Annotated in this window: 18 protein-coding genes and 1 riboswitch; of the genes, 8 read left to right on the top strand and 10 right to left on the bottom strand. The window is 44.4% G+C overall.

Translation table 11 applies throughout. The features are described from left to right. The first annotated feature begins 75 nt into the window (after positions 1-75). Positions 76-1,461 carry an alpha-amylase family glycosyl hydrolase gene (locus EIP89_RS07775; protein WP_124398110.1) on the top strand — a complete coding sequence of 462 codons (1,386 nt, stop codon included), beginning with the start codon at positions 76-78 and terminating at the stop codon, positions 1,459-1,461. Here EIP89_RS07775 and EIP89_RS07770 read toward each other — a convergent pair. After that, on the bottom strand, positions 1,458-3,620 hold the full coding sequence (locus EIP89_RS07770; protein WP_124398109.1) for an endonuclease MutS2: 2,163 nt from the start codon (positions 3,618-3,620) through the stop codon (positions 1,458-1,460). The genes EIP89_RS07775 and EIP89_RS07770 overlap by 4 nt on opposite strands. A gap of 186 nt (positions 3,621-3,806) precedes the next feature. On the opposite strand from EIP89_RS07770, the gene EIP89_RS07765 reads away from it, so the two are divergent. From EIP89_RS07765 to radA, 5 genes are all read left to right on the top strand, one after another. Next, on the top strand, positions 3,807-4,205 hold the full coding sequence (locus EIP89_RS07765) for a hypothetical protein (protein ID WP_124398108.1): 399 nt from the start codon (positions 3,807-3,809) through the stop codon (positions 4,203-4,205). A gap of 21 nt (positions 4,206-4,226) precedes the next feature. Beyond that, positions 4,227-5,720 (top strand): LruC domain-containing protein, encoded by a 1,494-nt coding sequence (locus EIP89_RS07760; RefSeq protein ID WP_124398107.1) that lies wholly within the window; start codon positions 4,227-4,229, stop codon positions 5,718-5,720. Positions 5,721-5,844: 124 nt separating this feature from the next. Then, the gene (locus EIP89_RS07755) at positions 5,845-8,433 is read left to right on the top strand and encodes a T9SS-dependent M36 family metallopeptidase (protein ID WP_124398106.1); all 2,589 of its coding nucleotides are present in this window, start codon (positions 5,845-5,847) and stop codon (positions 8,431-8,433) included. 309 nt (positions 8,434-8,742) lie between these two features. Beyond that, on the top strand, positions 8,743-9,102 hold the full coding sequence (locus tag EIP89_RS07750) for a hypothetical protein (protein ID WP_124398105.1): 360 nt from the start codon (positions 8,743-8,745) through the stop codon (positions 9,100-9,102). Next, on the top strand, positions 9,089-10,453 hold the full coding sequence (gene radA, locus EIP89_RS07745) for a DNA repair protein RadA (protein ID WP_124398104.1): 1,365 nt from the start codon (positions 9,089-9,091) through the stop codon (positions 10,451-10,453). Before EIP89_RS07750 ends, radA begins: the two co-directional genes overlap by 14 nt. A gap of 133 nt (positions 10,454-10,586) precedes the next feature. On the opposite strand, the gene EIP89_RS07740 is transcribed toward radA, so the two are convergent. The 9 genes from EIP89_RS07740 to EIP89_RS07700 form a co-directional block, all read right to left on the bottom strand. Continuing rightward, on the bottom strand, positions 10,587-10,748 hold the full coding sequence (locus tag EIP89_RS07740; RefSeq protein ID WP_124398103.1) for a DUF4295 domain-containing protein: 162 nt from the start codon (positions 10,746-10,748) through the stop codon (positions 10,587-10,589). Positions 10,749-10,760: 12 nt separating this feature from the next. Continuing rightward, positions 10,761-10,943, bottom strand: coding sequence for a 50S ribosomal protein L33 (rpmG, locus tag EIP89_RS07735; protein WP_124398102.1), 183 nt, complete (start codon positions 10,941-10,943; stop codon positions 10,761-10,763). A 6-nt stretch (positions 10,944-10,949) separates the two neighbouring features. After that, entirely contained in the window at positions 10,950-11,189 is a 240-nt protein-coding gene (gene rpmB / locus EIP89_RS07730) for a 50S ribosomal protein L28 (RefSeq protein ID WP_124398101.1), read from the bottom strand. Positions 11,190-11,315: 126 nt separating this feature from the next. Next, entirely contained in the window at positions 11,316-12,467 is a 1,152-nt protein-coding gene (gene paaE, locus EIP89_RS07725; RefSeq protein WP_124398100.1) for a 1,2-phenylacetyl-CoA epoxidase subunit PaaE, read from the bottom strand. Positions 12,468-12,756: 289 nt separating this feature from the next. Beyond that, positions 12,757-13,089, bottom strand: coding sequence for a YbjQ family protein (locus EIP89_RS07720; protein WP_245966124.1), 333 nt, complete (start codon positions 13,087-13,089; stop codon positions 12,757-12,759). Positions 13,090-13,095: 6 nt separating this feature from the next. Next, positions 13,096-13,551: a hypothetical protein gene (locus EIP89_RS07715; RefSeq protein WP_124398099.1), complete on the bottom strand. Its 456-nt coding sequence runs from the start codon at positions 13,549-13,551 to the stop codon at positions 13,096-13,098. Between the two features lie 3 nt (positions 13,552-13,554). Further along, positions 13,555-14,292: a hypothetical protein gene (locus EIP89_RS07710; protein WP_148086795.1), complete on the bottom strand. Its 738-nt coding sequence runs from the start codon at positions 14,290-14,292 to the stop codon at positions 13,555-13,557. Between the two features lie 98 nt (positions 14,293-14,390). Then, positions 14,391-15,212, bottom strand: a complete 822-nt coding sequence (locus tag EIP89_RS07705; RefSeq protein ID WP_124398097.1) for a PDDEXK family nuclease — start codon at positions 15,210-15,212, stop codon at positions 14,391-14,393. Continuing rightward, positions 15,209-16,225 (bottom strand): NAD(P)H-dependent glycerol-3-phosphate dehydrogenase, encoded by a 1,017-nt coding sequence (locus EIP89_RS07700; protein WP_262607425.1) that lies wholly within the window; start codon positions 16,223-16,225, stop codon positions 15,209-15,211. The genes EIP89_RS07705 and EIP89_RS07700 overlap by 4 nt, the downstream gene beginning before the upstream one ends. A 221-nt stretch (positions 16,226-16,446) precedes the next feature. After that, positions 16,447-16,567, top strand: a riboswitch (SAM riboswitch). Positions 16,568-16,666: 99 nt separating this feature from the next. On the opposite strand from EIP89_RS07700, the gene metH reads away from it, so the two are divergent. Continuing rightward, complete coding sequence (metH, locus tag EIP89_RS07695; protein ID WP_124398096.1) at positions 16,667-20,371, top strand: methionine synthase; 3,705 nt, start codon at positions 16,667-16,669, stop codon at positions 20,369-20,371. Positions 20,372-20,392: 21 nt separating this feature from the next. Further along, positions 20,393-21,346, top strand: a complete 954-nt coding sequence (gene metF, locus EIP89_RS07690) for a methylenetetrahydrofolate reductase [NAD(P)H] (RefSeq protein WP_124398095.1) — start codon at positions 20,393-20,395, stop codon at positions 21,344-21,346. Positions 21,347-22,077 lie beyond the last annotated feature (731 nt).

Raw genomic sequence — 22,077 nt, 5'->3', positions numbered from 1 at the left:
TAATTAGTTTGTGACAAGTTTTTAATCCGTCACTTTATTAAAGTGTAAACACTGATTCTCGAAAACCGCAGAGCTATGGATTTTAAAAAGTCTGTTTTTTACCTATCGTTTTTAAGCTTCCTTACATTATCTACTTTTTCGTGCAAAAACAAAAATGTTCAGGAAAAAACTGATGATAGCTGTAAAAATCAAGGATTAGAACTGCCAGAATGGGCAAGGAGCGCCCCTATTTATCAGGTCAATATCAGACAATACACTCCTGAAGGTACAATCAACGCCTTTAAGGCTCACCTACCTCGATTGGCCGAGATGAATGTGAAAATTCTGTGGATTATGCCCGTACAGCCCATTGGAAAATTGCACCGAAAAGGCAAGTTGGGCAGTTATTACAGCATTGCCAACTACCGTGAAGTAAGCGAAGAATACGGCACACTCGACGACTTCAGAGCCATGGTCAATGAGGCGCACCGACTCGGGATGCGCGTGATACTCGACTGGGTAGCCAATCACACCGCCTGGGACCACCCTTGGATCACTGAACATTCGGACTGGTACAAGCAGAATGAAAAAGGAGAAATCCTCTCACCTATACCCGACTGGAGCGATGTAGCTCAATTGAACTACAGCAACCCGGCATTGAGAGAGGCTATGAAGAATGAAATGAAATTCTGGATTTTCGAAACTGACATTGATGGATTCCGTTGCGATGTGGCTGAAATGGTACCAGCTACGTTCTGGGCTTCAACTTTTAAGGAACTTCAGCAGATTAAACCTCTATACCTACTAGCCGAGGCAGAAGGCATTGAATTGTATGAAAATTTTCACGCAACCTACGGATGGACACTGCACCACATTATGAATCGAATAGCAGCAGGAGATTCAACGGCTGAATCGATCGACAACTACCTTGAAACACAACAGCGCGAAAGCTACCGAAAAAACATGCAGCGGATGTATTTTACCAGCAATCACGACGAAAACAGTTGGAACGGTACTGAATTCGAAAGGCTTGGCAATCTCCATAAAGCGATGTTTGTAACCATGGCTTTTCTACCCAATGCAGTACCTATGATTTATACAGGCCAAGAAGCAGCCTTAAACAAGCGGTTGAACTTTTTCGATCGCGATCCGGTAAACTGGAGCAATTACGAACTTACGGATTTTTATAAAAAAGTATTCGGACTCTTTGTCAAGCATCCGGCAGTGGCAGCCACTTGTCCCACAGGCGACTTTCTGCGGCTCGACAACGGTGAGTTTAAAGACCTCTACATTTACATGCGCACAATAGACGATAAAAAAGTCCTTGTAATCAGCAACTTGGGAAGAGAGCCCGCAACAGTTCCTGACCTTGAAATTATATACGGCGACTGGACCGACCTGATGACCGACCAAAAGCGCACAATCAAATCCGGTCAATCCATCGAACTGCAATCTGGTGATTTTCTGGTGTTGTTTACTTAAGTATCGGTAGCTGGAGTTTCCTTGGACGATGGTTTCTGTTTCTCAGCTTTTTTCTTTTTGTTAAAGAGAGGTACAAATTGATTTCTTTCGAGTATAGCCACCATATTGCCAAGTCTTATGTGGTACTTGTCTTTTTTCACATCTACGAGTTGACCGATCAGGTTATTTTCGAGCAATTTTACCTGATCTCCTACATTTACAGGTATATTGAGCAGCCTTTTAAGAGTTTTTGACCTCGTTTCAGCTTTTTCTGTAGCCTCTGCCTCGCGTTTTTTGCTGTTTTCAGCAGCCTTTTCCTGCAGAAGCCGCCAGAATTTCTGACTTATAATTTTTTTATTGGCCGGTGTAGGATTCTGCTCCCACATGTTAACCAGCTGACTAAAGCGGCTGCCCCACATCAATTTTTCGCTTTGCTGGCGGTTGATTTCGCTTTGCTTTTCAAGCTTTTCTTCCAGGCGATGGATCTTCTTTTCTTGTGTTTCTTTTAGATGTGAAAGTTCCTCAAGTCGTTTTTCCAATTGTTTTGTCTGTAACTCGAGGTTTTGCTTCTCTTGCTGAATACTTACCAATAAACGGTCTACTTCGACGGTCGAATTTTCGAGTTTCTCTTTGGCTCGATCGATGATTTCTCGAGGGATGCCCACATTTTGAGCTACTTCGAAGGTGTAAGAACTACCTGGTGCACCTATGTGAAGCTGATAAAGCGGTTGAAGCGTTTCTCTGTCAAATCGCATGGAAGCATTTTGCACATTCGAAAGCTGGGCAGCTAAAGCTTTGATTTTATTAAAATGTGTAGTAATAACCGCTAACGCTCCAGATTTTTGAATTTCTTCCAAAAAAACCATAGCAATAGCCGATCCCAACTCAGGATCGCTACCACTTCCAAACTCATCAATTAAGATAAGAGACTTTTTGCCCATCCTTCGGAGGATGTGCTTCATTTTGTTTAAGCGCGAACTGTAGGTAGAGAGTTCATTTTCAATGCTCTGCGCATCGCCTATATCGCCAAAAATGCTGTGTATCAAACCAAAACTGCTCTCTGGAGCCACAGGTATCGGAATGCCGCTTTGGAGCATTAGTACCAGCAGCCCAACGGTTTTCATGGCTACCGATTTTCCACCCGCATTCGGACCTGAAATTACCATGACCCGTTGGTGGCGGTTGAGCTCAATGGTGAGTGGTACAGTAGGTTTATTTCGCTGCCGATTGTGCAGCAAGAGTGCCGGATTATACCCATTTACAATTTTTATTACAGCAGGTGACTCCGTCACTTGAGGCATACAGCCCCCGATTTCGATGCCAAAAGCAGCGCGGGCTTTCAACGTATCCAGGTGCACGAGGATTTCCTCCATTTCCGAAAGCACGGGATAGTAAACCGAGAGTTGATACGTGAGCTCCGTTAGAATTCGGAGGATTTCGCGCCTTTCATCGTCAGCCAATCGGGCTATTTCATTGTTGATTTCAATCGTTTCAGGTGGCTCAACGAAGACGACCATATTTTTACCACTGCTGCCGTGAAAGATGCCGTTTACTTTATTTTTATGGCTGGCGAGAACAGCAAGTACGCGCCTATTCTCGTGCACCGATTCTTTGAAGTCAGCAAGTATGCCGCTTGACTCTAAGCGATGGACGATTTTATAAAACAATTTATCGCTTTGCTGTCTTTTGCGTTGGAGCTCTTCTCTTATGGAGGCCAGCAGAGGTGAAGCAGAAGATTTTATATTTCCTCGAGTGTCAAAGACCTTGTCAATCAATGCTATAATTTGTGGCTCAAGCGGGCGTTTCTCGATCAGCCTCCAGAGCATTGGGGCTAATTCTTTGTTTTGAAATAGAAATTTAAAAACATTTTCAAAAGCTTCGCACAGCTGGCGAATTGCCAAGAAGCCTTTTTCATCCACCGTACCGCTACCGGTTTTCAAAATTTTAAAAGCCCTAGTGCAATCTTCGTGGCCGAGTGCAGGAATGCCGGAAGTGCGACTTGTCAGAAGCATTACTTCTTGAACGGCATTGATTTCAGCTTGCAACTGTTGGTAATCGGTGTGGGGCGCAATCTGTCGCAAGGCTTCAGCAGCTTTACTCAGTACACACTTTTGGCTGATGTGTTCAGCTATTGCCTGAAACTCGAGGATATCGGTTAAAGTCTTCGGATAGATGTACAATGATTTTCCTGTAAAATTTTACTCCTGCAAAGGTGTATCAGGATAGAGAAACATTCAATTTTTTCCAATTTTTGGAATTTAGTACATATTTTAGAATTTACTTGTATCAAAAATATTGTAATTTATTGTTTTTCAATGTTTATAATTTTGGCATATATTTTAAAATAACAAACAAAAATCCAAATCATGAAAAAGTTTTTTCTGTTAATAGCAATGGCCTTACTCATTTTTTTGGGATGTAAAAAAGAGAATGATTCATTGCTTCCTCCTACACCCAATGAATTTAAGGAGTTGACTGTATCTCCTAATTTTAAATGGAACACCTCGAAAGTGTTTACGCTTAAATTCGTTGGTGTCACTACCAGCGCACCAACATCCTCTGGAGTTTTAGTAATAACGAGTCTACCCGATAACAATGAACTATTGAGAATAAGACACGTGATGAAAGACAACAAAGACTTTCAACTAAACCTCCCTGGGCATGTAAAACAGATCAGAGTGCGCTATGGAATAGTAGAGAAAGATCTACCCGTACAAGGAGTCTCCGCTAGTTTTATACCGGTACCTGAATTAAAAGATGAATAAATCTATCAAAAACTTTAAAAAATGAAAAGAATATTATTGGTCGCTTTCTTAGCGTCCTTATTCCAAAAGGCACATACACAGGTAGTGCTAAATGCCGAGTCAGGAAATCGCAATATAGACGCTGCCAACTGCTGGGTATTTGGAGGTGTTACTTACACAAATGCCTCCACACGCATCTCCGGAAACTGGAGCATGCAAACAGGCCAAGCTAGTACTATGAGCCCAACAGCCTTCTGGATCAAATCTCCTTGGGTGAGAAACCTTGGTTCACAATTGTCCATTAAATTAAGACTCAGTGCAGCTAATGGAACCACACGTGGCATATATGTGTCATATATACCAGTAAATAAACAAAACACTAGCAATTACGAGGGAAGTATTAATCCATTTTACACTTATGCCTGGCCTTCTATAAACACCAACATCGTTGAATTGACCATTTCTATTCCAACGGAAATTCAGAATTCACAAGAGCCAGTTAAATTCTTGATCAGCTTTATTGGGACAGGCGGTAATTCTCGAATCATTGCTGATGATTTTATTATCCCTGGTACTTACGCAGCCGATCCGGCTAATGGCTGTATTCCAAACAATGTCATTACCGATACCGATGGAGATGGCGTAGCCGATAACGACGATGACTTCCCAAATGATCCCACGCGTGCATTCAGAAATTTTAGCCCAGCAGCTAATACTTTCGGCACATTTGCTTATGAAGACTTATGGCCAGCTCTTGGCGATTATGATTTCAATGACCTTGTGGTAGACTACCAAATGGAATATGCCACCAATGCCGATAATCTAATGGTCGATTTGAAGATCAAGTTGTACATCCGCGCCATTGGAGCATCTATCCCATCAGGTTTTGGCATTTCATTCGACAATATTTCAGCCAGCAGCGTGGCATCTGTCACTGGCATGAGGCTATTTGATGGGTATATAAATATAGCAGCTAACGGATTGGAAGCAGGGCATGACAATGTAGTCATCATACCTTTCGACAATGCCATTAAATGCGTAAACTGGGGAAGTCAGCCGACTTTTAACACAACACCAGGTTATCAACCCGGAACATCAGACACAATCACTATTACCATACTTTTCAATCAGCCCGTTCCAGTGGCTCGTATCCAAATTGGCGGACAAGAACCCGCAGTAACAACTAAATCTGTCGTAGGTCCACCAACAGTCACAGTGAATCCTTTCATGATCAAAGGAAAAATTCGCGGTCAAGAAATACACTTACCTGGTATGCCCCCCACAGCACTTGCTAATACTCAACTTTTTGGAACCATCGACGACGATACAAATCCTGGTCAAGGGCGTTATTACGTTACTAAAAACAATTTGCCTTGGGCCATTCATCTACCGGTTAAGTTTGACTATCCCACTGAAAAAACCGATATTTTAAAAGCCTACAAAAAACTAGCTGATTGGGCCCAGAGCAATGGAGAGTTATTCACCGATTGGTATCTGAACCTCCCTGGATATAGAGACGATAAACACCTCTTCTAAAAACATTCCTTTTATAGAATTGACGAAACCGCCCCTCTCTGGGCGGTTTTTTCTTTTTCTTGTAGGTTTAGTAATATTTTTTTAACGATTGGTTTTTCTGCTATATTTGAAAAAACTATTTTGCATGAAAATGTCTATTCGGTTTTTAAGTCTAATTGTTACAAGTTGTTTTGGACTGATAATCAATGCTCAAAACAATATTCCAAATGCGAGCACGGTAAGAGATTTTCTGATAAATCAGAAAATTCACACAGAAAGAGATCTGGAAGAACTTCGAATTTCTTCTTATCACAGCGATGCAAAATCAGGTCTTACTTATGTGTACTGGGAACAAATGTATCAGGGTATTCCTGTTTTTAATGCTTTAATATCATCAGCATATACTAAAGACGGGAAAATAAAAGTAGCCAACTCAAATGCTGTAACTAACCTTAGCCAAAAGGTTAAACGCATTCAATCGCATCGAATTGCACCCGAAGCTGCTCTACGTGCTGCCTTAGAGCATTTGGGAATCGATAAACCAGCTCCATCTATCCTTTCAAAACAAGAAAAAGATTTAGTTGTAGAATTTGAAAATCAAAACATTAGCCAAGAGAAACTCCTTGCCGAAAAATATTGGTTCGACGCAGGCGACCGACTTATCCCAGTATGGAATATTGTAATACAACCCAATGGATCATCTGACTGGTGGAACATCCGCATAGATGCTACTAATGGAAAATTTATTGAAAAAAACAACTGGACTGCCGAATGCCAACCCGCTGAAACCTCCGATCGCATTCTTTCCTTTGGTTTTCAAAACATAAAACCTGTACTAAAAAGCTCACCTAAAAAAGGAGCCCTCACAGGAGCCACGTACAACGTGTTTGGATTGCCCTACGAAAGCCCCAATCACGGACCACGCACTCTAATCACTGATCCGCATGACAGCATGGCTTCACCCTATGGCTGGCATACGCGCAATACCACAAATCTGAAGGAGTTTACCATCACACGAGGCAATAACGTACACGCTTACGAAGACCAAGCTAATGCTAATACACCCGGCTTTAGCCCTAATGGGGGTGATAGCCTCTATTTTGACTTTCCCGTGAATTTTTCAGCTCCTGCTATTCAAAGTATGCCTGCTGCGGTAACTAACCTGTTTTACATGAACAACATTGCCCACGATGTCTTTTATCAATACGGATTTACTGAGGCTGCAGGCAATTTTCAGGTAAATAATTACGGACGCGGTGGCATAGGCAACGACGATGTGCGCGCAGAAGCCATGGACGGTGGTGGCACAAATAATGCTAACTTCTCTACTCCACCTGATGGTCAACGCCCACGTATGCAAATGTACCTGTGGCCACAATCCTCCCAGTCGTCTAATGGCTTGAGAGTAGATTCACCTATTGTAGCCAGTTATCCACTCGTACCAGCAGCAATCGGTCCGCAACTAAGTACCAATCCCGTTTCAGGACAACTAGTGTTGATGAACGACGGCAGTACGGATCCCACACTTGGTTGCCAAAGTACTCAACAAAACCTACAAGGTAAAATAGTTTTGATCGATCGTGGCACATGTGCATTTGCGAATAAAATTTTGAATGCACAGCAGGCAGGAGCTATTGGAGTAATCGTAGCAAACAATGTGTCAGGAAACCCGATCGCAATGGGCGGTACAGGAACGGGGATCAACATACCCGCAGGAATGACAACACAAGGGGCTGGCAACATTCTCAAACAGCTGCTTTCACAATACCCGGCGGTGTATGTTTCGCTGCGCGACAGCTCCATTTCCTTTGACTCTTCTTTTGACAATGGCGTAGTGCTACATGAGTACGGACATGGAATTTCTATTCGCCTCACCGGGGGAGCGTCTAACAGCAATTGCCTTAACAATCAGGAGCAAGCCGGCGAAGGATGGAGCGACCTTTTCGGTCTGTTTTTTACAACCACTAGCACTAATACCGCAGCTCAACGCAGAGGCATTGGTACCTTCCTAATCGGCCAGAACACCAATGGTCAAGGTATTCGTCAAGCCCCCTACTCTACCTCTACTACACAAAACAACTTGACCTACGACAACATAAAAACCGCCTCTGTTCCACATGGTGTAGGTACTGTCTGGGCTACCATGGTATGGGAAATGTTCTGGAACCTGGTTGATATCCACGGCTTCGACAACGACCTCTATTACGGAAATGGCGGAAACAACATCGCCTTCCGTCTTGTAATGGAAGGATTAAAACTACAGAAATGCAATCCAGGCTTTGTCGATTCTCGAGATGCCATACTACAAGCAGACACTCTGCTCTACAATGGCCAGAACTCATGCGCAATATGGGCTGCTTTTGCCAAAAGAGGCCTTGGTTTCAGCGCCAATCAAGGTCTTGCCACAAGCCGTAGCGACGGAACTCAAGCTTTTGATACGCATCCCAACTGTTTAGTAAGTGTGAGCGAAAACACGCCTTCAAAACCCCAACCTACCCTTTATCCAAATCCGGCTAAAGATTTCATCTTCATCGACTTGCCAGAGTTTGAAGGCAGAATAAAAGTGCGCATGATAGATCTTACCGGAAAAGTGGTATTAAATGACCAAATAGATCTACAGGCAGGCAATCGCATCTTTGTTCCATTGCAGCAATATCCTGTGGGCGTTTATGTATTAGAGGTTGCTGACGCTTTCGGTCATCAGTGGCATAGTAAAGTCACCATACGTCGCTAACTCTTACTATCAGAAAAAACTAAAATCCGGATAGAGCTAACTGCTGCTTTGTCCGGATTTTTTTTTGTAAACTAATTATCTGAATCAAAAAAAAATCCTTTGTATTAGCTGAAAAAGGAAAGAATTTAAATAGCCATCTAAGCATCAGAGAAGCTTTTTCCCCACATCACTTATTACATTGAAAATGATTAATATCGATTCATCTGGGCTACCTGTGCTTTATAATACAATGAATTACAGTACAAACAGGTGTTTTTTTATTCTTTGAAAATCAATTAGAATTGCACCTTGAAAAGGATATTTTTTGACATGAGTACCATCGACTTTTTGTTTAATAAAATTTATACAGCAGAGGGATTGATCCGCACGGTTAACATCCAAACTTTCTTAGGCAACAAAGTAGCGTTGGTGAATGGTTTTCCGCATTCACCTACTTTCGAAAACATCATTCGCCTAGTAACACTCTCTGAAGACTGCGCCACGCGTGTGCTCGTATATCCTTTTGACTATTCAGAAGGCGAACCGGTACCCGGATTTGCCCTTACGCTGGCAGCACTGTATCCGGTCGATGGTATAGCACTGATCAATGAATCTGATTGGGATGAGGTGATCAACCAACTATCGCCCAAGTGTAAGATGATTGACTTCGAGTCAGATGGCCAAGACTAAAACGGCATATGTATGCCAAAGCTGCGGCAGTGTGCATTCTAAATGGATGGGCAAATGCACAGCCTGCGGTGAATGGAATACACTGGTTGAAGAAGTTATACAACCAGAAAAAAAAATACCCGCGTGGGGTGGAAACCGCCATACATCCACTACGCCCAATACTGCAGTAGAACTCAAAAACATCGAACAAAGAACTGAAATTCGCTTGCCTTCGGGCGATGTAGAGCTCGATCGCGTTTTGGGTGGCGGTATTGTTCCCGGCTCTCTAGTACTGGTTGGCGGAGAACCTGGTATTGGCAAATCTACCCTAATGCTGCAAGTGGCTCTACGACAACAAGGCATCAAAGTGCTCTATGTGAGTGGAGAAGAAAGTCCACACCAAATAAGGATGCGCGCCGAACGCATAGCTGGCAGCAGTGGTGAGTGTCTCATTTTGTCAGAAACGGCCGTAGGCAGAATATTCGATGAAATACGCAGAATTCAACCTGATATTGTGATCGTTGATTCTATTCAAACCCTTTACACCGAGGCTCTGGATTCAGCCCCTGGCAGTGTGAGTCAAATCAGAGAATCAGCCACCGAGTTTATGCGCTATGCCAAAAGCGATGATGTACCAGTATTTCTAATAGGACACATAACAAAAGATGGGCAAATCGCTGGGCCTAAAGTGCTCGAACACATGGTAGATGTTGTGCTTCAGTTCGAAGGCGATAGGAATCACTTTTTTAGAATTCTTAGAGCCCAAAAAAATCGCTTTGGTTCTACTTCTGAAATTGGTATTTATGAAATGAAATCAGGCGGTCTTGAAGCGGTAAGCAATCCTTCTGATGTACTGCTCTCGGCCGATCGAGAATCACTGAGTGGAAACTCAGTATGCATGACTCTCGAAGGTGTAAGACCCCTGCCCGTAGAAGTTCAAGCCTTGGTGAGCACAGCTGTGTATGGTACCCCACAGCGCAGTGCCACAGGTTTTGATGTACGCCGATTGAATATGCTGCTCGCTGTACTTGAAAAGCGCTGTGGCTTCAGACTCGGACAAAAAGACGTATTTCTCAACATTGCTGGAGGTATAAGGGTTGACGACCCTGCCCTCGATGCCAGTGTAGTGGCCAGTATTCTCAGCTCAAACGAAGATGTAGCCCTATCGCCTACCTTAAGCTTTGCGGCTGAAGTAGGCCTTTCGGGCGAAGTGCGTCCTGTGAGTCGCATAGAAACGCGTATTGCTGAGGCCGAAAGGTTGGGCTTTACAGAAATGGTGGTTTCTAAATACAATAAAATAAGTACCTATCCCGAAAACATCAAACTAATATTTGTAAGCCGCGTGGATGAATTGTATAGAAAACTCTTTTAACATCTATCAAAGCGGTATCTACTATAAAAGGTTAGTACAGAAGAATAAAAGATAACTTGTTAATAAAAACAAAGAAGGCCGCTCCGACCGATGTCTGAGCAGCCATTCTCTGCCATGAAAACAACTCTACTCTTTATATTTTACCTTTCAGATATTCGTTTACAAGATCCTTTTCTATAATTTTTTCCTCAAAGGTGTATGCGCCTGTCTTTTCGCTTTTGATCATGCGAATTACTTTGGTGTATGCCTTTGTAGCACCTTCTTTCTTAAGGGTAGCAACTACTTTTTTAGCCATATTGCTTCAGTATTATTTGATTTCTTTGTGTACGGTTACTCTTTTCAGAATGGGATTATACTTCTTCAGCTCCAGTCTGTCAGGAGTGTTTTTCTTATTCTTAGTGGTGATGTAGCGAGATGTACCGGGCAATCCTGAGTTTTTATGTTCGGTACACTCCAATATTACTTGTACTCTGTTACCTTTTTTAGCCATGACAAATTAGATTTTTAAATAACCTTTAGCTGCTGCTTCTTTTAAAACGGCAGATATACCCTTTTTATTAATGGTCTTTAGTCCCTTAGCACTCACTTTAAGAGTAATCCAGCGGTTTTCTTCAGGGATAAAAAAGCGCTTGGTGGTGAGATTTACTTCAAACAATCTCTTGTTTTTCTTATTTGAAAACGACACGTGATTACCCACACGTGCTTTTTTTCCTGTAACCTGACAAACGCGAGCCATTACAATATGGTTTATAAAATTATATACTATTCAAAAATCGGGCTGCAAAGAAACAAAATTTTGCTGAACTACAGAAAGAATATTTTACCTCCTGATACTTAAAAAACTGTTATAATCTCCCCTCTGCTATTCGTCGTAGCTAACCACCACTCGTTCGGTAATCGGGTGGCTTTGGCAAGTGAGCACATATCCTTGCTCCACTTCATCGTCGTCGAGGGCATAGTTCATTTCCATTACCACTTTACCCTCTAACACTTTAGCTCTACATGTACAGCACACGGCACCCTTGCAAGCAAATGGCACATCAGCCCCGGCATCAAGGGCAGCATCGAGGATGGATATGCCTTTAGACGATACGTCGAAGTGGGTCTCTTCTCCATCGAGGATCACTGTTACGTGGCTTAGGATTTCTCCCTTGACTGAAGAAGTTTCAACTGCTTTCTTCTCTAACGGAGAAGTGGTAGAAGTAAAGAGCTCGAAGTGTACTTTTTTATCGGATACACCCAGTTCTGTGAGTGTGTTTTTTACCTGATGAATCATTTCCTCAGGCCCGCAGATAAAATAATGAGCTACGGCAGATGGGCTGAAAAATTTTTGAGCATATAACCTCACTTTTTGAGCATCGATTCGTCCCTTAAGCCAGTCAGTGCCTTGGTCTTCACGACTGAGAATATGGTGAATTTCCAACCGGTTCAGGTAGGTATTTTTTAAATCATCGAGTTCATCTTTAAAAATGATGGTCGAAACAGCTTTATTGCCGTAAAACAAAATGACAGTGCTCTGTGGTTCAAATTGAAGAATGGTCTTTATTAAGCTCATAATGGGAGTGATCCCCGAGCCGGCGGCAAACATTACGTACTGTGCAGCATTATCTTTTTTAAAAGGAATAGTAAAATTTCCCTGAGGGGTCATTACATCTAGAGTTTGGCCTACTGCCAACTTCTCATTAGCATAGGTCGAAAACTTCCCTCCGGTAACTTTTTTTACGGCCACTCTGAGCTCGCCATCGAGCGGGCTTGAGCAAATGGAATACGACCGGCGCACTTCTTCACCGTCGATTGTAGTCTTTAACGTCAGATATTGGCCAGCCGCAAAGCGATACTCATCGCGCAGCGATTCGGGAATATCAAATGCTATAGAAACGCATTCGTCTGTTTCGCGACGAATATCGCTTATAGTGAGCGGATGAAATTTCGGCCTGGGTTGTTTTTTTATATCGTCTAACCAAAAATTGTCTTTATTGGCAGTCTTTTTTTTCTGCAGAAAGAAGGACAGCATAGATATTTTTTGATTTAAATAATTGATTGCTAAAAAATTTGTTTTGCTTTTAAAAAGTTTTTAAATGCTGTGCAAAAGTACAGTTTGAAGGGATGAGCACACTTGCCCTTTTTAAGGTAAACTTTTTCTTCAGAGAAGTCAATTAATTATCCCTATGCTCAAAATCTTCGTGGCGCTTTTCACGTATTCTGCTAATTATCAAATAAATAATTATAAGCACAACAATTACACTAGACACCGCGTAGAAAAAGAATGCTGCTAAAAAAGCTAAAATCTCCATGATACCCTTTTAAAGTTTACGCAAGCGCACGGCAGTGCCATACGCAAGTATTTCGGCTGCGCCCTGCATGATGGCTGATGTGGTAAAACGCACGTTTACCACAGCATCAGCGCCTAATCGAGCAGCGTCATCGGTCATGCGCTTCAAAGCCTGTTCGCGGGCATCGGCCATCAGTTTTGTGTATTCTGATATTTCACCACCTACTATGTTCTTCAATCCGGCAAAAATGTCGGAGGCTACGTTTCGTGCTCTTACCGTTGAGCCACGAGCGATGCCTAAAATTTCTATAACTTCGTAACCCGGAAGAGTTTCAGTATTGGTAATCAGAATATTGTTGTACATAAAATTTCAGTTGTATTCAAAAGGTCTGGGATTGCTTATGAAAACCAAATTGCCATCTGCTACACTACGAGCATATACGCGATAAAAATAGCGCACTTTGCCATTGCAAGGCATTGAACGATGTTTAAAAACGAGAGTATCAGCACGAGCGATGTCATTGAATCGATAATAGAGCCCACCAGCTCTGTCTTCCTGAAAATCGAGATCAAAAAAGTACAACTGGAGCTTTTGAAGTTCTGCTTGGTGTTGGGGGTCTATTTTAATTTTGAATTGATAGGTGCAATTGAGCGTTCCCTCTGGCTCGAGATTTTCTATTTTGACCAAATTCAGTTTTAAACTGTCAAAAATTCCACTTGTGTAAACAAAACTGTCGAGAAAGTGCACCGAAAGATTGAAATCGTTTCGGTACTTTACACAAGCCACCGCTGTAAGGGTCAAAAGAAATGCATATACTTTCTTCATTGCTTAAAAAGGAACAATAATTCGAATGCCTGGATACAACAAATCGTAGGTAAGAGGTTCGAATCGCAAGTAATACTCAGAAAAGGGCACAGGAGGAATGCGAAAAGTGGGAACTTTTCGCTTGCGGTATCGAAGGTAGCCGCGCACTGTAAAAGCCGTCGAAACACCAGCAACAGCAAGCGTAATGTAGTTCATAGCACGATATCTTTTGTAATCTGCCTCATGACGCAGAAATTCATCTAGATAGGTCTGTCGCTCATTTAAATTGGCTCCAAGCCATTTTCTATAATACCAGGCAGCATTGTCGTAACTCAGATTGGCTCGGTTGAAATAATAAAGGGCGTAACCAACAGCAAAAGTGGATGTAATCAGCGGGATACCGAGTTCAATGAAGTTTCGATCGCGATACTCTTTGAGCTGGCGTTGGTAGCGATCAAATTCCTCATTTATGCGAAAAGAGGGCATTACCATTTGGCCATCGGGGGCATCTTCTACTATCAATAAGGTATCAATCAATTCAAACTCAGGAGTATAAATCTGTATGCGTTGTAGACCTTGTGGCAGCTTTACTATCTTTCTCGATTCATACAGCCTGTCATTTGTCCTTATAATAAAATAATAACTCGGTATATAAAATCGCACAACGGTACTATCGACCTGAGCTTTTGCAGGAGTATAGATAATTAATGGAAAAATCAACAGATTAAAAACAGTATTTAATACCCGACGAAACAATGCCACTCATTTAATTTCTGTAAATGTATTTAAAAGGATTAGTAAAATCAAATTGTTTTTGGATGCATAAAAAAATCAAGAAGTTATCTCAGATGTTAAAATATCTAATCGTTTAAGGCTGCTGCTTCGTCAAGAATTCTCTTTCGGCGCAGTGGATCCTTAACAAAGTTGAACAATATTTCTGATGATCTTACTAAATCTCTTGTCGTATAAATAGCATTTTCAAACAAAACCTCGAGCTCTGATCGATGCAGCCATCGCAAAACTGATATAGGATACACCTTGAAGTGATCCAGCAAATAATTCAAACTGTTGTGTGCCGGATGTTTCCAACTAATCATTTGAATTCCTGCACATTGGCCATACATGAGAGCATCGTCAGAAAATCGGGTGTTACATGCGACAGAATAAATCAACTTCTTATCTGGATAAAGATGGCGCAAATCGTCAAACCGAGCTTTAACGTACAAGGGTACTTTTACGTCGCTTTTTACATGGGGCTGATTGTGGTATTTGCATTCCATCAGCAACACGGTGTCGTTAGCCACAGCAATTACATCCACTTCGTGTTGAACACATTTGCCCTTTAACTGCTGACCAACCTGTGTTTTAAATCCTTGTTTAGCAAGAACTTGCGCCATGAGATGCTCAAAGGGGTATCCGGTCGGGCCAAGTTTCATCAGGGCATCTTTCAGTCGGTAACGACACGCTGCGTCTGGATGCTTGCGGTATAGTAGCGAGTGGGTGCGTCGCTTCAGGTCACGTGTGCTTTCATAGGGTTTTGTACGTTGAAGTACGTCTTCAGCCAGCTCTTGGGCCGCCTCGTTACTGAGCCCCGATTTTACAAGAGAATATATGAACTTCTCTGTGTCAAAAGGCTGGGTGGAGCCATCTTGCTTGCGAATATATTGGCCTTTGTGCTTCATGAAAACTTGCGAGAAAGACGTTCGATCACTTTAGCTGCCGGCTTGCCTTCGTAGAGAATTTTGTACACAGCATTAGCAATTGGCATTTTTACATCGTAGGCTTTTTTTATATTTCTGATGAGACCGGTAGCGTAATAACCCTCAGCTACCATTCGCATCTCGAGCATTGCCGCTTGTACTGAATAGCCCTTGCCTACCATAGTGCCCAGTGTGCGATTTCGGCTAAACTGTGAATAGGCTGTTACCAGCAAATCGCCCATATAGGCTGACCCAGCAATATCTCGTTTGATGGGATGAACCGCCTTGATGAATCGCTTCATCTCGCGCAAGGCATTACTCACCAATACTGCCTGAAAGTTATCGCCATAGCCAAGCCCATGACAAATACCCGCTGCTATTGCATAGATGTTTTTAAGCACAGCTGCATACTCTGTTCCATAAATGTCGTCGCTGATCTGGATGCGCATGTATCTGCAACTGAGGTGAGCACCGAGTACATATGCATGTTCCATATCGATGCTGGCAAGTGTCAAGTAGCTAAGGCGCTCGAGGGCAACCTCCTCTGCATGACACGGGCCTGCAATTACGCCAATGTTATCGAGCGGAATGCCTAGCACTGAGTTTAGGTATTCACCCACGATCATGTTTACACCAGGCACTATTCCTTTGATGGAAGAAAATATGATCTTCTCACTGAGATCAACAGTCGTTTTTTCAATTGCATCGCGTAAAAAGGCCGATGGAATTACTAATATAATGATGTCAGCAGCTGCACAAATTTCATCGATGTCGTCGCTTAGGGTAATGTTTTCAGTATTGAGCTCAGCATTGCTCAAATAGCGGGGGTTATGGCCAAATTTTCGGATGTGTTCGATGGCCTCTTTATTGCGCATCCACCAGTAAATCTGGTCGTTGTTTTCGCTCAGCACCTTCACTAAAGCTGTGGCCATACTGCCGCCCCCTAAAACGGCAATGCGCTTATTTTCAACGTTATAGAAATCTGATAAGACCAAGGCGGCAATTCTATGCGGAGCAAAAGTAGGGTTTCAAGCACTATTCGGTATAATGAGGTACGCATTCGATGTGCGATTTGTACAACTCAGTACTCGACAACTCAGAAATTCAGAAGATTATACGATAGCACACAAATTTTTTTTGCGGTTTTAAAAAAAGTTCATTCAAATTGAAGTATTTCCTCCTTTCAAAACATGACGTTTGATACATACATTTGCTTCGCTTATCAAGAAAGACGGAGGGACCGGCCCTGTGATGTCTTAGCAACCCTGAACCCCTGTGGCAGCAGGGTGCTAATTCCGGTTCCGAATGGCACATAAGCCTTCGGAAGCAGATGAGCGCCAGACCGATTCACCGAGGTCAAATGCAAATCTGAAACATATAAGGCGGCAAGCCCCGGCTCTTGGTAGGCAGATAATCAATGAAGACTGAAAGAGCCAATGACTACACAAACCCTTTCTACTCAAAGCCGCATAAAGCGCCTTTACGAAGCTATTTCCCAACGCATTCTGGTACTCGACGGTGCTATGGGCACCATGATTCAACGATATGGCCTCGATGAAGCAGCCTACCGCGGAACGCGCTTTGCCGACTGGCCTCACCCGCTCAAAGGCAACAACGACCTGCTGGTACTCACCCAGCCGCACATCATCGAAGAGATACATCGCCAATATCTTGAGGCAGGAGCTGACATATTGGAGACCAACACTTTCAACAGTCAGCGCATCTCAATGGCCGATTACCACATGGAAGACTTCAGCTACGAACTCAACGTAGAAGCTGCACGCCTTGCCCGCCGAGTAGCTGATGAGTTTACAGCACTTACACCCAAAAAGCCGCGCTTCGTAGCTGGCTCTATTGGTCCAACCAACAAAACAGCTTCCCTATCGCCCGATGTAAATCAACCCGGCTATCGAGCCATCACATTCGATGAGCTGGTAGAAGCCTACCATGAGCAAGTAGCCGGATTGGTTGAAGGCGGTGTGGATATACTGCTCGTTGAAACCATTTTCGATACCCTAAATGCCAAGGCAGCCCTTTACGCTATTCGAAAATATTTTAAAACCACAGGCAAGCCACAGCTGCCCATCATGGTAAGTGGCACCATCACCGACAACAGTGGCCGCACCCTATCCGGTCAAACGGTTGAAGCATTTCTTTACTCACTTTCTCACATCCCTCTGCTGAGCATTGGGCTCAATTGCGCCCTCGGAGCGCATCAAATGAAGCCTTACCTGGCAGACCTTGCACGTCATGCCGAATTTCACATCTCAGCACATCCCAATGCTGGACTGCCCAACGCCTTCGGCCATTACGACGAAACACCGGAAATGATGCGCGAGCAGATTCGCGAATTCCTGGAAGAAAACCTTGTAAACATCATCGGTGGCTGCTGCGGTACTACACCCGACCACATCAAGCTCATAGCTGAAGAAGCTGCCAAATACAAGCCCCGTCCGTTGCCCAATCTGCCGCATTACATGAAGCTCAGCGGCCTGGAGCCCGTGGTCGTGCGCCCAGGTTTAAACTTCATCAACATTGGTGAACGCACCAATGTAACCGGCTCGCGTCAATTTGCACGCCTCATTAGAGAGGGCAATTATCAAAAGGCCTTGGAAATTGCCCGTCAGCAGGTAGAAAACGGCGCTCAGATCATCGACGTAAATATGGATGAGGGCATGCTCGACAGCGAAAAGGCCATGACCACCTTTTTAAATCTCATCGCGTCAGAGCCCGACATTTCGCGTGTTCCCATTATGATCGACTCCTCAAAGTGGTCGGTTATCGAAGCCGGGCTAAAGTGCGTTCAAGGCAAAGCCATTGTCAACTCTATTTCGCTAAAAGAAGGCGAAGAAAAATTCATCGAATACGCCGAGAAAATACGCGATTACGGAGCTGCCGTGGTAGTGATGGCATTCGACGAACAAGGCCAAGCCGATACCTATGAGCGACGAATTGAAATTTGCAAACGCGCATACGATATTCTTGTCAACAAAGTAGGCTTCCCGCCTGAAGACATCATCTTCGATCCAAACATTCTAACTGTAGCCACCGGCATACCCGAGCACAACAACTATGCAATCGACTTTATCAGAGCTACTAAGTGGATTAAAGAAAACCTGCCAGGGGCTAAAGTCAGCGGTGGTATTTCAAATATATCATTTTCCTTCCGCGGCAATGAACCTGTGCGCGAGGCAATGCACACGGCCTTTTTATACCACGCCATTAAAGCAGGTCTCGATATGGGTATCGTCAATGCTGGTCAGATAGGCGTGTATGAAGAGATAGAACCCGAATTGCGCGAACGCGTCGAAGACGTGCTCTTTAACCGCCGGCCCGACGCTACTGAACGCCTTATTGAGCTCGCTGAGCGCTACAAAGGCACCGAAAAGGTAAAAACCCGAGACGACGAATGGCGCTCTTGGTCGGTCGAAGAACGACTCAAACACGCCCTCATCAAGGGAATAGACGAATTCATCGAACAAGACACCGAAGAAGCTCGCCAGAAATACGGCCGGCCACTCGATGTGATCGAAGGCCCGCTAATGGCGGGTATGAACGTGGTAGGAGACCTCTTTGGTGAAGGTAAAATGTTTCTGCCTCAGGTAGTAAAAAGTGCTCGGGTAATGAAAAAATCCGTTGCTTATCTCGAGCCTTTCCTCCAAGCCGAAAAGCTTCAGAACCAATCAGAAGGTCAACGCACCGGCGCCGGCAAAATTCTTCTGGCTACCGTAAAAGGCGATGTACACGATATCGGCAAAAACATCGTTGGCGTCGTACTGGCGTGCAACAATTTTGAAGTGATCGACCTGGGGGTGATGGTACCCCTTGAAAAAATACTTGAAACCGCCCAGCGCGAAGCAGTGGACATCATAGGTCTGTCAGGCCTGATCACCCCATCGCTCGACGAAATGGTGTACGTGGCTCGCGAAATGGAAAAGCGCAAAATGACCATCCCCTTGCTAATTGGTGGGGCCACCACATCTCGCGCGCATACAGCTGTAAAAATCGCCCCTGAATATTCAGGCCCTGTAGTACACGTACTCGACGCTTCTCGTTCGGTACCAGTGGCTGCAGCCCTGATCAGCCCCGATCAGCGCGATGAATTTGTACGCCAAACCCGCGAAGAATACGATCGCCTGCGTGAAGGCTACCTCCGCAAACAAAGCGAAAAAGAACTCTTATCTATCGACGAAGCTCGAAAACGTCGCCTGCAGCTCAACTGGCACTCGTATTCCCCGCCCCGGCCACGCGTCGAAGACATCCAGGTACTCGAAAACTTCCCCCTCGATACACTGCGTCGCTACTTCGACTGGACGCCCTTTTTCCAGGCCTGGGAGCTGGCAGGTCGCTTCCCAAAAATTCTGCAAGACCCCGTCGTAGGTGCCGAAGCCACTAAACTCTACGAAGATGCCAATCGCATGCTCGACGAAATCATTGCCAACCAAAAACTCACAGCTCGCGCCGTCTTCGGCATCTTCCCGGCCAATACGGTAGATATCGACGATATGATCGTGTATCACAAGCCCGATCAGGTCCTTCGCTTTCATAGCTTGCGACAGCAAACGCCCAAACCTACCGGTCAGCCCAACCTGGCCCTTGCCGACTACCTCGCACCTCTTGAGAGCGGCCTAACCGACTACCTCGGTGCCTTTGTAGTCTCCATATTCGGAGCCGACGATTTGGCGCACCACTACGAACAGCAGCACGACGACTACCGAGCTATCCTCGTCAAGGCGTTGGCTGATCGCTTCGCCGAAGCCTTTGCTGAATGCCTGCACGAGCAAGTGCGCAAACACTACTGGGGCTATGCCGCCGACGAACAGCTCGACAACGAAGCCCTTATCCGCGAGCTTTACCGCGGCATACGTCCGGCTCCCGGCTATCCTGCCTGCCCCGACCACACCGAGAAGCCAACCATCTGGAAACTGCTCGAAGTCGAAAAGAACATCGGTACTACCCTTACCGAAAGCCTCGCCATGTGGCCAGCGTCCTCAGTGAGCGGCTGGTACTTCGCACACCCTGAAGCGCGCTATTTCGGCATCGGCAAAATCGACCAATCGCAGCTGCTCGACTACGCCCGACGCAAAGGCTGGGACATCGAAACCGCCACTCGTTGGCTTCAACCCATTCTCAACTTTTAACCATTATCCCTTACCGTACATATGAAAGTCATCGATATCATCCGAAACGCCAAAGAAACCCTTTTTTCCTTTGAAATACTCCCACCCCTGAAAGGCGACAATATTTACGATGTCTATACCAACATAGACCCCCTCATGGAGTTTAAACCGCCATTTATCAACGTAACCTATCATCGTGAAGAAACAGTCTTACGTCCGCTGCCCAACGGACTATACGAACAAAAAGTTGTGCGCAAACGCCCCGGTACCGTAGGCCTTTGTGCCGCTATCATGCACCGCTACAAGGTAGAAGCTGTTCCCCATCTGCTCTGCGGAGGATTTTCAAAAGAAGAAACAGAAAATGTACTGATCGAACTCGACTTCCTCGGCATACAGAACGTGTTGGCTCTTCGGGGCGATTCCCAAAAAGGACAGCGTTACTTCATCCCCGAGCCAGATGGCCACCATTACGCCTATCAGCTCGTCGAACAAATCCAAAACCTCAATCGCGGCATCTACCTCGATGAAGAGATAGAAAACAACACGCCCACCAACTTTTGCATAGGCGTAGCCGGATATCCGGAAAAGCACTTCGAAGCACCAAACCTATCTATTGACATCCAAAACCTCAAGCGCAAGGTCGATGCCGGTGCCGACTATGTCGTAACCCAGCTTTTCTTCGACAACCGCGTGTATTTCGACTTCGTCGATAAGTGCCGTCAAGCCGGCATCACAGTGCCGATCATTCCCGGCATTAAGCCCCTGGCCACCAAAAAGCAGCTCTCCCTTATACCCCACATGTTTCATGTGGACATTCCTGATGATCTTTCAATCGAAATCCTCAAGGCCAAAGACAATACGGCCGTCCGCCAGATAGGCATCGAATGGGCCATACAGCAGAGCCTGGAGCTCAAAAAAGCCGGCGTACCAGTTATCCATTATTACTCCATGGGCAAGAGCGACAACATCTATAAGGTAGCAGCAGCGGTGTTTTGATTTTTTTATTTTGTATTTGGGCGTGCCCCTCACTTCCTTCGCTGCGCTCAGTCGTTCGGGTCGGCGTGCTCCGGGGTACGCTTCGCTTCCGTGCTACGGCTCCGCTGCGCGTCGCCTTCGCACCGCGCTTTCGCGCGCCCTACGCATGCCTCACGCGAGAGAATCGATCATGGGACAAATGTGCTTCGTGCTTCTTTGCCTTCATTTTGCACATCGCCCATTGAATCCCAAATCACTCCCCCTGACTTCTATCTACTTTCTTATCCCACGTAATTCTCGTACTCCTTGAGGCAATTTCAAAAGTAAATTCTTGACGAATTGCCGTACCTACATCAATAGAAATCTTTTTCACCAGCAGGTCTTTAATAATCTGCCCAGCTGCATCTGACCACAGGAAATTGCACCACCTTAAAAATTGCCAGGATCGATCTAAAATTCATATACCGCATAGAACATTAGCACTTCAGATTTATACAAACCCACCTTTTATACTCCTTCAAACAAATAAAAAAAGGCGTCCGAGAATTTTAGGACGCCTTTTTTTATGCATTTAAATCTTCACGATTTATTTAAAAACCGATATCGTTCCGTTTCGTGTTTCTACCTCCTGACTTCCGCAGATTTTTTATTTTTTGCTTAGTTGTAATTATAAATATTTGTTATACAATGATTTATAAAATCCATTTTCGTCATTTTGGGTGTTAATTTTATTTAGAGGCAAAAATTTGAAG

It is taken from the genome of Thermaurantimonas aggregans (assembly GCF_003851885.1).
GTDB lineage: Bacteria > Bacteroidota > Bacteroidia > Flavobacteriales > Schleiferiaceae > Thermaurantimonas > Thermaurantimonas aggregans.
The sequence above is the reverse complement of the archived record's forward strand: the minus strand, read 5'-3'. Positions and strand labels throughout refer to the sequence as shown.